Source organism: Streptomyces sp. IMTB 2501 (assembly GCF_001953885.1).
Lineage (GTDB): Bacteria > Actinomycetota > Actinomycetes > Streptomycetales > Streptomycetaceae > Streptomyces.
The window spans coordinates 533,723-545,552 of the sequence record NZ_MQUS01000001.1 but is presented as its reverse complement, the minus strand read 5'-3'; the positions used below and the strand labels follow the sequence as shown (position 1 = coordinate 545,552).

General features: G+C 72.9%; 9 protein-coding genes and 2 pseudogenes. 7 read left to right on the top strand and 4 right to left on the bottom strand.

Features of this window, described 5'->3' with window-relative positions:
• Positions 1 to 14 precede the first annotated feature (14 nt).
• Both AV521_RS02630 and AV521_RS02625 read right to left on the bottom strand, forming a co-directional pair.
• Positions 15 to 1,346 (bottom strand): ABC transporter substrate-binding protein, encoded by a 1,332-nt coding sequence (locus tag AV521_RS02630; RefSeq protein WP_076082686.1) that lies wholly within the window; start codon positions 1,344 to 1,346, stop codon positions 15 to 17.
• A 302-nt stretch (positions 1,347 to 1,648) separates the two neighbouring features.
• The gene (locus AV521_RS02625; protein ID WP_076082684.1) at positions 1,649 to 2,794 is read right to left on the bottom strand and encodes an ROK family transcriptional regulator; all 1,146 of its coding nucleotides are present in this window, start codon (positions 2,792 to 2,794) and stop codon (positions 1,649 to 1,651) included.
• Positions 2,795 to 2,985: 191 nt separating this feature from the next.
• Here AV521_RS02625 and AV521_RS02620 point away from each other — a divergent pair, with 191 nt between their 5' ends.
• The 5 genes and pseudogenes from AV521_RS02620 to AV521_RS02600 all read left to right on the top strand — a co-directional run bounded on the left by AV521_RS02620 (position 2,986) and on the right by AV521_RS02600 (position 8,845).
• The gene (locus AV521_RS02620) at positions 2,986 to 3,888 is read left to right on the top strand and encodes a BadF/BadG/BcrA/BcrD ATPase family protein (protein WP_076082682.1); all 903 of its coding nucleotides are present in this window, start codon (positions 2,986 to 2,988) and stop codon (positions 3,886 to 3,888) included.
• Between the two features lie 151 nt (positions 3,889 to 4,039).
• Positions 4,040 to 5,125: pseudogene (locus AV521_RS02615) on the top strand (autotransporter-associated beta strand repeat-containing protein); the annotation flags it as partial.
• A gap of 92 nt (positions 5,126 to 5,217) precedes the next feature.
• Complete coding sequence (locus AV521_RS02610) at positions 5,218 to 7,020, top strand: phospholipid carrier-dependent glycosyltransferase (RefSeq protein ID WP_076082680.1); 1,803 nt, start codon at positions 5,218 to 5,220, stop codon at positions 7,018 to 7,020.
• Between the two features lie 78 nt (positions 7,021 to 7,098).
• Entirely contained in the window at positions 7,099 to 8,016 is a 918-nt protein-coding gene (locus AV521_RS02605; RefSeq protein WP_076082678.1) for a MurR/RpiR family transcriptional regulator, read from the top strand.
• Between the two features lie 448 nt (positions 8,017 to 8,464).
• Positions 8,465 to 8,845, top strand: a complete 381-nt coding sequence (locus AV521_RS02600; protein WP_023544801.1) for a hypothetical protein — start codon at positions 8,465 to 8,467, stop codon at positions 8,843 to 8,845.
• Between the two features lie 272 nt (positions 8,846 to 9,117).
• On the opposite strand, the gene AV521_RS02595 is transcribed toward AV521_RS02600, so the two are convergent.
• Both AV521_RS02595 and AV521_RS02590 read right to left on the bottom strand, forming a co-directional pair.
• Positions 9,118 to 9,558, bottom strand: a complete 441-nt coding sequence (locus tag AV521_RS02595; protein WP_256725423.1) for a flavin reductase family protein — start codon at positions 9,556 to 9,558, stop codon at positions 9,118 to 9,120.
• 209 nt (positions 9,559 to 9,767) lie between these two features.
• Entirely contained in the window at positions 9,768 to 10,406 is a 639-nt protein-coding gene (locus tag AV521_RS02590) for a peptidoglycan-binding protein (RefSeq protein ID WP_076082676.1), read from the bottom strand.
• 195 nt (positions 10,407 to 10,601) lie between these two features.
• Here AV521_RS02590 and AV521_RS02585 point away from each other — a divergent pair.
• Positions 10,602 to 11,141, top strand: a pseudogene (locus AV521_RS02585) (twin-arginine translocation signal domain-containing protein); the annotation flags it as partial.
• Positions 11,142 to 11,240: 99 nt separating this feature from the next.
• Positions 11,241 to 11,582: a polysaccharide lyase beta-sandwich domain-containing protein gene (locus tag AV521_RS02580; RefSeq protein ID WP_179022782.1), complete on the top strand. Its 342-nt coding sequence runs from the start codon at positions 11,241 to 11,243 to the stop codon at positions 11,580 to 11,582.
• Positions 11,583 to 11,830 lie beyond the last annotated feature (248 nt).

The window sequence follows — 11,830 nt, the reverse complement described above, 5'->3', positions numbered from 1 at the left end:
GCTGGGGCGGGCGGTCAGCCCGCGAGGATGGACTGCGCCTGGTCGAAGAACTCGCTGAGCTGCGCCTTGATGGTCTTCTTGCCGAAGGCGACCGCCAGGTTGGCCTGGAACAGCAGGTCCCAGATCTGATCGGCGCCCTTGGGCGGGGGCACGGGCGCGGGCAGGGCGCTGGTCGCCTTGGAGACCCGCTGGGAGATGTAGTCGGCCATCGCCATGTTCCGCCGGTCGGTCTCGTTCAGCCCGGCCGAGATCAGCGAACGGGCCTTCTGGGTCGGCGGGATGCCACGCAGCAGTTGCATGTCCTTGATGGCGGTGGGGTCCTGGGCGAAGAAGTCCATGATCTTCACCGAGTCGGCGATCTTCTTGCTCGCCCTGGTCGCGCTGAGCAGCACGCCTCCGTTGACGAAGTTGCCCTCGCGGGCGCCGGAGGAGCCGCCCTGCGGGGTGGGCAGGAAGTCCAGCTGGGCGTCGGTGATCGAGCCGCCGGCGCCGTAGACACCGGAGTCGAATGTGAACAGGGCCTTGCCGATGACGACCGCGTTCTTGGTGAGGTCGTTGTGCGCGGCGGAGGTGACGGCGGGCGGCGGCGAGGCGTTGTCCTTGCGCATCGCGGCCCAGAACTCCCACCACTCCTGGAGGATGTCGCCGGTGAAGCCGAGCTTCTTGCCGTCGTCGGAGAAGAACGGCCAGCCCTTCTCGCGGGCGAAGATCTCGAAGCACTGCAGGGTGGAGCCGCCGCCGTCGTCGACGCCGTAGATCCTGCCGCCGCTCTTCTTGTAGACCTGCGTGGCGATGTCCTTCAGATCGTTCCAGGTCCACTCGCGGTCGGGGAGCTTCAGGCCGAGTTTCTCCAGGCCGCTGCGGTTGACGGTCAGCTGGTTGACGCCGATGCCGGACGGGACGCCGTACAGCTTGCCGTCGACCGTGCCCGCGGCGAGCAGCGTCTTCGAGAAGCCGGTCAGGTCGAGGGACTTGCCGATGTACGGGTCGAGCGGGGCGAGGATGCCCTTACGGGCGTACTGGGCGACCAGCGCGGTGTCCATCTGCAGCAGGTCTGGGGCGCTGCCGCCGGCGACCTGGGTGTTGAACTTGTCGAAGTAGCCGTCGTAGCCCGAGTAACGGGTCTCTGTCTTGATCTTGGGGTTGTTCTTCTCGAAGGCCGCGAGCGCCTTCTTGTAGGCGGCGTGCCGCTCGTCGCTGCCCCACCAGGTCATCGTCAGGCTGCCGTTGTCGCTGCCCGCTCCGGTGCCGCCGGCGCAGGCGGTGAGCGTGGGGCCGAGGGCGCCTGCGACGGCGAGCCCGCTCGCGGTGCGGAAGAGGGTTCTGCGCGAGATCTGATGACCCACCGGGTCCTCCCTGAGGGGTGCGTGACGGAGCCCCGGCCGGTCACCGCGGCACGAATGGGGGTGCGCGGTCGCTGCGGCAGGGGTGTGTTGCTCGGGAACGTGCGCCTTCCGGGGGCGGCCTCGCCCGGCCGCGCCGCCTGGGTACGGGTGGGATCCCCGGCCGCCTTGAGGCCGGTGCCGCACGAGCACGCCCTCGTGCGCCGTGCCGTACGTCGTGTACGGCCCGGATGCCACCCCAAGCCGGTGTCCCGACCGGCCTAGAAAGCGCTTGTCCGGACATTGGCAGAACGAGCCGGAGGCCGTCAATCCTTCCGTCGCGGGGCCTCGGTCACGGTTCGGACACCGCGGGCGACCGCGAGCCGCGCCGCGCCGACGACGGTGCCGAGATCGCCGACCGTGCTGCTGACCACCTCGGTGGGCCAGCTCAGCCGCGCCAGTTCGGCCCGCACACCGGGCAGGAGCTGCGGGTCCGCGCCGGTGCTGCCGCCGAGCACGATGAGCCCCGGGTCGAGTACGGCGGCCACGGCGGCGGCGAGCCGGCCCACGTCGGCGGCATGGCGGGCGACGACGGTGCGGGCCGGGGCGCTGCCCCGGCCGGCGAGGGCGAACAGCCGCTCGGCGGTCGCCGGGCAGGGGCCGTCCGTCTCCCGCCAGGCCGTGGCGGCCCGCCGCAGCAGCGATGCGGCGCCGATGTACTCCTCCAGAGCCTCCAGCCGCGGCTCCCGGTCGTCGTCCCAGGGGTAGGGCAGCCGGGCCAGCTCACCGGCGGCGCCGTTCGCGCCACGCAGCACCCGGCCGCCGATGACGATGCCGAGGCCGACGCCCACGCCGACGCGCAGATAGCCGAAGGTGTCGCGGCCCCGGGCGGCACCCTCGTGGAGTTCGGCGAGGGCGGCGCAGTTGACGTTGTTCTCCAGCCTGACGGGGACTCCCGGCGGCAGCGCGACGGCCATGGCGTCGAAGACCGGGCCCGCCTTGGCGGTCGCCGGACGCATCCCGGTACCCTCCGCCGCCCGCGCGGTGACATCGCCGACAGCGACGACGATCGCGCGCAGCGGGGTACCGGCGGGCAGCGCGCGGAGGGCCCCGCGTACGGCGCCGGCCGCGTCGGCCCTGGGTCGGGTGGCCTCGGCGAGCGGGGTTCCGTCGAGGGCGCAGCCCCGTACCCGGGTGAGGTCCGGGCCCAGGTCGACGGCGAGCACGGCGCCGGCGTCCGGTCCGAGCCGGTAGACGGCGGCGGTGCGGCCGGTGCCGCTGGAGGCGGTGCCGGAGACGGTGGCGAGCCGGGCGCTCTCCAGCTCCGCGACGGCGGCGGACACCGTCGGTTTGGACAGTCCGGCCAGGCTCGCCAGTTGGGGCCGGGTCGCGCTGCCCGCCCGGGCGAGCACGGCGAAGACCGCGCTCGCGCTCTCGGACAGCCAGGGCGCCGCCACCACGTCGTGTTCCACGGTTCTCCCACAGGTAGCGAGGACTCTTGACGCACTCTACTTCGTTAGTTAACTTCCTAACGAACTTCACGGTACTCGCCTGCCGTACTCCGTCCGAGGCCCGTCCCGGGGCTTCCCGACCGCTCCAACTCCCCTTCACCCAGGCACGGTTCGCCCACCGTCGCAGCACCGCGCACCGCGAGAGAGATCCCGTGCAGGAGTCCACGCCCGTCCTGGTCGGCATCGACGTGGGCGGCACCAAGACGCATCTGAGAGCTCTGGCCGGTGGCACCCTCGTCGCCGACCGTGTCCGCACGAGCGGCGGCTGGCGGCCGCACGACCCCGTGGCCGCCGCCGGCTGGCTGGCCGGGCTGGTCACCGACGCGCTGCCGGCCGGCGTTCGTCCGTCGGCCCTGGCCGTGGGCGGACACGCCTGTGAGACCCCGCGCCAGTGCGCGGAGATACGCACCGTCCTGCGCGCCCACGTCGACGTGCCCGCGCTGGTCGTGGGCGACGCCGAACTCCTCGTACCCGCCGCTGCCGGGTTGGACCGGGGTGTGGGTCTGGTCGCCGGCACCGGCTCGGTGGCGGTGGGGCGGCGGGCCGACGGCACGCTCGTGCAGGTCGGCGGCTGGGGCGCGCTCCTCGGGGACGAGGGCGGCGCGGCCGGGCTGGCGCGGGAGGCGGTACGTGCCTGCTGGGGCGCCCATGACCGCGGCGAGGCTCCCGACGCACTGGCGGCTGCCCTGCTCGACGCGTTCGGCGCACCCGAAGTGCCCGCGCTGGGCGGGGCGTTGGAGAGCGCCGCGGACCCCTCCGCCGAGTGGGGCAGGCGCGCACCGGCCGTCTTCGCCGCCGCGACGGCGGGCTCGGCGCTCGCCCGTACCGTGATCGCCGCCCAGGGCCGCGCCCTGGCCGCGCTCGTGGCGCTGCTGGCCGGGCGGGGCGCGGCGGCCGACGACGTGGTGGTCGCGGGCGGCACGGTGCTGGCCCAGCCGCTGCTGTACGACGCGTTCGCGGCCGCCCTCGCCGAGACGCTCCCGGCGTCCCGACCGCGGCCGCTGCGGGTGCCGCCGGTCGACGGGGCGGTGGCGCTGGCGCGTTCGCTGCTGTGAGGGCGCCGCTGTGCGTTCCCTGTCGGATTCTGTGCGCCGGGCCCCCCGCGTTCACCTGCCGAACAGGCGAAGATCACCGGCGTCTCCTCGACGGGTCACACCCCGGCCCTAGATATTCCCTCGTTCAACTTCTTTCCCCCTCCTTCCCCTTCTGGCCGCGCCGGCCTACGCCTACGCCGTACCCGAGCGCTTCCAGGAGCTGGTGACCCGCGCGCACGAGCTGGCCCACACCCGGATCGTGGCGGGCATGCACCACACCGTCGATGTCATCGGCGGCCGGACCATGGCCACCGCGCTCGCCGCGGCCACCCTCGCCGACCCGGCCAACGCGGAACTGAAGGCCGCCGCCCGCGCGCAGGCCCTCGCCTGCTTCACGGCGCGGACCGGCACCACCGCCGACACGCTGTACGCCGCCGCGCACACCGGCTCCGACCCGTACGCCGACCGGGACGCCAATGCGCGCGCGGTCCGGCCTCGGCTGACCTACGTCCTCACCCGGCAGGGCCGCGAGCTGCCGCTGACCGTGCCGAAGGGCGCGGAGGTGCTGCTGGAGACCCGCCTGCCGTATCTGACCGCGGACCAGCGCCGCGAGGTGCTGCGCACCACCGGCCTGCCCTCCGGGTATGTGCTCCTCGACGGGGTCGAGCAGTGGGGCCGGCTGAACCTGTTCGCCGCGGCAGACGGCTACGGCGCCTTCGACTCCGACGTCACGGTCGCGCTGGACGCCGCGGCGGACGGATTCTCGGCCGCCGGCGCCTGGCGCGACGACATCGACGGGCCCGGCGGCCTGACCAAGCGCGGCACCGGCTCCCTGGCGCTGACCGGCCACAACCGCTACACGGGCGGGACGGTGCCGGCCGAGGGCACGCTGGCCGCCGGCTCCGAGGACGCCCTCGGCCACGGGGACGTGCGGGTCACGGACGGCACGCTGCGGGTCTCCGAACGGCTGCGGGTGCGCGGCGCGTACGCGCAGGACACGGGCACCCTGGAGGTCACGCTGCGCGCCGGCCGCAAGGCGCCGCTGACGGTGAGGCACCTGGCCGCCCCGGGGAGTGCGGCGGTGCTCTCGCTGCGCCTGGACACCGAACGGCCGCCGGCCGAGGGCGGCACCCTGCCCGTGATCGGCGTACCGCGGCTGCGCGGCCGGTTCACCCGGATCGAGATGAACTCCGACCGGCTGCGGGCCGTACCCGTGTACACGGCAGAAGGTCTGTCGGTACGACTCGTGCAGCGGTGACGCCGCCGACGGCGGGAGCGGTGCGACAGTAGGGCCATGACCGGGCCCTCGACCGTCCCCGCCGCCCCTCGGCCGGTGCCACCGCGGGGCGGATGATGGCGCGCGAACAGCACCTGGTCCTCAGCCGGACGGCTCCCGCCGAGGAGCCGTCCCGCCCTGACGCCGGGCTGCGCAGGCACCGCCGGTGGCTGGTGCCGCTTCTGGTGGCGTTGCTGCTGGCCCAGATGGCGGCGGCGATGGTGACGACGGCCGTCCAGCAGACGCCGACGATCGACGAGCCGGTGTACGTCGCCACGGCCACCGACTATCTGCACGAGCACCGGATCCGCTACAACCCCGAGCATCCGCCGCTCGGCAAGCTGCTGATCGCGACGGGTGTGGCGGTGGCCGACCCGCACTACGACCCGTCGTACACCGGCACCCAGGGGGACGTGGGCCGGCATCTGCTGTACGAGTCGGGCAACGACCCCTGGCGGCTGATGCTGTGGGCACGACTGCCGGTGATCGCACTGACCCTGCTGTTCGGGCTGGTCGCCTTCGCGTTCGCCCGCGAACTGACGGGCACGGCGGGCGGCCTGGTCACTCTCGCCCTCTACGCCTTCTCCCCCGACCTGATCGCCCATGGCTCACTGGCCGGCCTGGACGTGCCGGCGGCCGGGTTCGTGCTGACATCGGCCTGGCTGGTGTGGCGCGCACGACGGCGACCGCTGGCGTATCTGCCGCCGGCCGGAGCGGCACTGGGCGCAGCCGTGGCCACCAAGATGAGCGCATTGCCGGCGGTGCCGGTACTGATGGGGCTGGCGGCGGTGTCCGTTGTCGTGGCGGGCCGGCGGGGGGAGGCGCCACCGGCGGTCGGGCGGGGCGCGAACGCCGGCCCGCGCACAGCCCTGTCCGCTCTTTCGGGCCCGGCCGACAGCCGTCGGCGTAAAGCGTTTTCCCTCCTCGCGGGCACGACCGGCGGTCGGCGCCGGCAGGTGGTAGCGGCGGTCGCCGGTGCGGTCGGCGTGGCGATGGTGGCTCTCGCCGTCGTCTGGGCCACGTATCTGGTCGTCGATCCAGGACTGCGGTTCTCCCCCGCCGAACCGGTGGCGGCGCTGCACGGGCTGCGCGGGCGGCTGGTGGATCTGTTGCCGGTGCCCGAGGCCTACCGGGCGGGGATGCGGGTGCAGTTCGGGCTGGAGGAGTACCCGTGGCAGGGCTATCTGTTCGGGCGTCTGTACACCGGTTCGCTCTGGTACTACCTGCCGGCCGCCCTGCTGGTGAAGACGCCGCTCGGGCTGCTGGCACTGGGCGCGGCCGGCGCCGTGGCGGTCGTGGCGCTGCGGCGGCTGCGCCCCGCGGCGCCGTATCTGCTGCTGCCGCCCGGGATGCTGCTCGCCGCGGCCATGACGGGAGCGCGGGACTTCGGGACGAGATACGCGCTGTTCGTGCCGATGTTCCTCGCGGTGGCGGCGGCCTGTGTGCCGCGGCCCGGCCGGCGGTGGACGGCCGTCGCGACGGCCGCGCTGGTGCTGTGCACGGCGGTGAGTTCGCTGCGCACGTTCCCGTACTACCTGCCGTACTCCAACGAGGCCTTCGGCGGCCCCGCGCACACCCATCGGCTGCTGCACGACTCCAACGTGGACTGGGGGCAGGACCTGGGCCGGCTCGCCGACCGGCTCCGTCAGCGGTATCCCCACGAACGGGTGTGGCTGGTGTACAAAGGCAGCGGTGTGCCGTCGTACTACGGCATCCACGCCGGCGATCCGCGTACGGTGCCGGTGCGGCAGGTGCACGGGCTGCTGGCGGTGTCCGACTCCGCGCTCGCGAAGGCGCGAGGACGGCTCGCCGAGCTGGTCGACAGCAGCCGGCCCGCCGGTGAGGTGGGCTGGTCGATCAGCCTCTACCGGCGTTGAAACCTCCTGCTCAACCCCCTGTTCATGACGGTGGGTGAGCTATGTTGAGTGCTTGTGGCAGACAAAGGAGGCGGGCCGGTGTCCTCGCCGCAGCAGGCACGAGCACAGGCATCAGCGATCACCTCGGGCAAGGCCGTGCCCGCGGCCGAGGCCGCTCCGACCTCCCAGCTCCGGGAACTCTTCGACGGCCCCCGTCTGTCGCCGGGGCAGCGGCGCATCGCCCAGTATCTGATCGAGCACATCACCGAGGCCGCGTTCCTGTCCATCACCGAGCTGGCCGACCGGGTCGGGGTCAGCCAGCCCTCCGTCACCCGCTTCGCCGCCGCCGTCGGCTTCAGCGGCTATCCCGCGCTGCGCGAGAAACTCCAGTCGATCGCGCTGAGCACCCTGGCCGGCGGGGCGGGCGAGGAGAACAAGGCCAACGAGCTCCAGGCCGCCGTCGACGGCGAGATCGCGAACCTGGAGAACCTGCGGCGCGACTTCGCCGACCCCGACCAGATCATCCGGGTCGGCCGCGAGCTGTCCCGCTCCACCCCGCTGACGGTGCTGGGGCTGCGCATCTCGGTGTCGCTGGCCGAGTACTTCGGCTACGCCGCCCGCCGCATCCACCCCGACGTGCGGCTGGTCACCCGGGGCGGCAGCGTGGCCTACGACGCGCTGCTGCAGTGCCGCGAGGCGGGCGGCACCTGGGTGCTCGCCTTCGCCATGCCCCGGCACTCCCAGGAGACTCTCCAGGCCGTGCGGGTGGCGCGCGGCGCAGGTCTGAAGGTCGCCCTGGTGACCGACCTCGCGCTCGGGCCGCTGGCCGACGAGGCCGACATCACCTTCGCCACCGGCACCGGCTCCCGGCTGGTGTTCGACTCCTACGCCGCGCCGGGCGTGATGGCCGCCGCGCTGCTGCAGGCCATGACCGACGCCGATCCGGAGCGCACCCAGGCCCGGCTGGAGAAGTACGAGCAGCTGTCCGACCAGCATCAGTTCTTCCTGAAGGACTGATTCCGGCCGACCGGTTCGCGCGCCCGCGGGCAGGGTCCGGTGAAGATCTTGCGGTCACCCATGCCGTGGACGGGGATCATCCACGACAAATCGCGCATGAATGTTTTCATACGTCTTGCAAACAGCACGGCATATATAAATACTGCTCACGGATCGCGCCCGGCCCACTCCAGGCACGTTCCGCACCTGCGGACTCACCGCTCGCACACCGCCCCGAGAAAGCCGACGGACCGCCCATGCGTACGCAAGTCTCCACGCAGCGCCGGTACCCGATGCCCGGGGCCCCCGCACGGACACCTCCAGCCGCCGTCCCCTACCCACGTCGGCGCCCGGGGTGTGCCGGGGCGCATCGTCTGCGCGACGCGCCCGGAGCGGCCCCGGCCATCCCCTAGGCCGGGGCCGCCCCGAACCCGTCGGACCACCCTCACGACGCCGCACACCGGAAGCGATGACCATGCCCCTGACCAGCACGCGTATCAGCCCCGACTGGCCCTGCCAGGTCAAGACGCCGGGCTCTTACGACTGGGAGCGCTCGGCGGCCAAGTGGCTGCGCGAGCTGATCCCGGCGCGTTACGCCAGCTATCCGGCCCTCATCCGCCACCCCGTGCTGCTCGCCCGGCACGCGCAGCTGCAGGTCCAGCAGGAAGTGCGGGTGGCCCGCACCGCGTTGCAGACCGCACGGGCCGAGCTGCCGATGCTCGGGCTGCCCGAGTCGGTCATCGAGCACACGATCAAGCTGTACGCCGCCGAGGTCATGCAGCTGCAGCACATCGCCCGTAGCGTCCGCGCGGTCAGCGAGGCCCTGGCGGGACGCGGCAGCGGCCGCTGATCGGCAGGTCACCCGCGCGGCACGCGGGGCGGAGCCCGGTCAGTCGTCGTCGCGATGTCGCCAGTACCAGCACAGGCCGGCGACCAGGGCGAGCAGGAACACGGCGGGCACGAGCAGGCCCGGGATGCGGGAGCCGGTCATCGGCGTGGCTTTCTGTGGTGCGGCGGAGCACGCGGCCGTCGGCCGCGGGTTGCCCATGGTGAGACCCGGCCCCTCCCCCGCACCCACGGCTTTTCCGAGCCCTTGCCCGGCGTTCGAATCCGGTCAGTCCGTCAGTCCAGGGGATGCCCCGCGTCGATGGCGGCCGCGTCGGACAGCCGCAGCAGAGGTCCGCCCCGCCCCTCGTCCCAGCGCACCGGTTCGAGGACGTAGCCGACATGATCGCCACCGTCGGTGCGCTCGACGACGCTCCCGACGAACCAGGCCGCCGCGTCCCGCAGCACCACCGCGCCGCCGTACTCCTGCCTCCACTCCACACGCGCGAACTTGTCGATCTCGTCGCCCGTCTCACCACCGAAGAGTTCCGCGAGGTCCCACTGGTCCCGGGTGAGCAGGTGGACGGCGAGGTGCCGCGCGGCCAGGGCGACGCGGCAGGTGTGGTTGACCTTGGACAGCCAGACGGTGAACCGGGGCGGGCGGATGGAGCACTGCGAGGCGAAGCCGACGAGACACCCGGCCCGCTCATCGTCGGCAGCGGCCGTGACCACGCACATGTCAGGATCCAGCCGGTCGAAAAAGCAGGCGTCGAGGTGAGCCCTCGTACCGAGTCCCCGCGCATCCTCCGCGCCCGCGACACCGCCCGCCACAACGTCCGCGTCGTCCCTCATGACACTGCTCCCGTCCCCGCTCCGGTCCGGCCTCGGCTCGCGGAGCGCGGCCCGGTGCCGCACGCGCCGCCTTCCCGGGGTTCCCCGCGTGCCGGTCAGGAATCGTCGCCGGATCCGGTCCGTGACTCCAGTGCGCGGCGGGTGTCGTTGCCGTAGACGCCGGTCTCATCGCCGCTGACCCCGTACCAGAGCTGGAACCGGGCCACGGCCGCGGCGAGGTTCGCGTCGTAGGTGCCGCTGGTCGAGCCGTCGTGGTAGACGTCCGGGACGCGCAGCAGGCGCTGCTGCAGTTCGGTGACCTCGGGGCCGGTGTCGCCCTGGCGGAGGGTGCCGGGGCCGTCGGGGTCGGTGGCGGCCGTGGGCGCGGGGGACGCGGTGGGGGTGGGGGCCGGGGTGGCGGCGGGCGGTGCGGTGGTCGCCGGCCGGTGCGGAGGCGGGGTGGCGGTGGCTTCCTGGCGGCCGGTGAGCAGCAGGGCACAGCCGAAACCGAGGAGCGCTGCGGCCGCCACGAACCCGGCGACGGCCACCCGGCGCGGGCGGGAAGTGGCGGGTGCCGGCGGTACGGGCGGCAGTTCCCGTGTCTCCTCCTCGTCGGTGGGCGCCGTCTGCGCCGGGCCGGTCTCCATCTCGCGCATCAGTTCCGCGAGGGCGTCGAAGCGGCGTGGCCGCAGCACCCGGACAGGTTCCAGGACCGGTCCGGAGTACGGCCGTTCAGGATCGGGCGGTGTCGGCACCTGGCTCTCCTTCCGTCCCGTACGGACGGGACTTCCGAGCTCCCCGTGCTGAGATACGGCCCACACGGCAGCCCTGTTCAGGCCGCAAGCCCACACCCCCGAACGGCACCACCCCACCCCTCCAAAACGATCGAAACACTCAACTCCGCAAGAACTAGTGAGCGTTTGAGAAAGCGCATGCTGGAAAGCGCCGTCATGACGACTCCTTGGTCACGCCGTGGCTTTCTGACCGTCTGTTCGGGAACCGCAGTCGCCCTGGGTCTCGGCACCCGGGCGTTCGCGGCGCCGGACGGGTTCGCGACGCTCCGCGCGAGGTGGCGCACCCTGATCCTCGGCGAGGGGTTCGGCCCCACCGTCGAACCGTTCAAGAGCCGGCTCGCCGACCTGGGCACCACGGCGAGCCAGTACCGGGCGACGATGGCCCCCGCCGCCGGCTCCCTGTGGCCCGACATGGTCTACGCCGCCCCGGATCCGGACACCGACCAGGAATCGTACGGCTACTCGGCCGCCATGAACACCAGCTACACCCGGCTGAGCACGCTCGCCCAGGCCTACTGCCAGCCGGGCACCGGCCTGACCGGCGACGCCGGCCTGCGGGACGCGATCGTCACGGGCCTGGACCATCTCCACGACGACGTCCACAACGCGAGCCAGGCCCGCTACGGCAACTGGTAGAACTGGCAGATCGGCGCCCCGCAGGCGCTGCTGGACGTCTGCGTGCTGATGTACGACGCGCGCACCGACCCGGTGAACGCCTCGTAGGCCTATCTCCTGCTGCCGGGGGCCACCGCGGCAGCAATGCGGGCGCGGGCCGCGGACCCGAACTGGCTGACCGTGCTCGCCGACACCGACAGCCAGCAGGGCATCTTCGTTCGCTCGCTCGCCTTCACCGGAGTGAACTTCTGGTTGGGCGGAACGGTCGGAACGCTCACCGCAAGCGATCCGTGCTCCGTGATGATCAGTGAGAGCGAGAACGGGACCGCCTTGATCGCGGTGAGCGATCCGATGCGGATGCGCACGAGCCTCACCCTGACCCGGCGCCGGCCGGTCGCCGCGGTGACGCCCGCACCGGGCACACTCGCCTCGGCAGCCACCGGCTCCACGCTGACGCTGACTTTCGGCGATCTCACAGGCACGTCGGGGGCACCCCAGCAGGTCGCTGTCAGGCTGGGCTGAGCGCCCCGTGCGCGAACCGGCTCAGGGACGCCGTGAAGGCGGTGACGAAGGCGTCCCTGGCCTGTTCCGGCAGGGCTTCGAGGGACAAGTAGGGGTTGAGGTCCTCCAGTTCGACCAGCAGGAGGTCGCCGTCGCGGGTGCGGCAGGCGTCGACGCGCTGGATGCCGTGGCCGAGGTCGTTCCAGTCGATGAACCGCCGGGCGAACTCCAGGTCGCCGGCCGTGGCCGCATAGGGCTGCAGTTCCCAG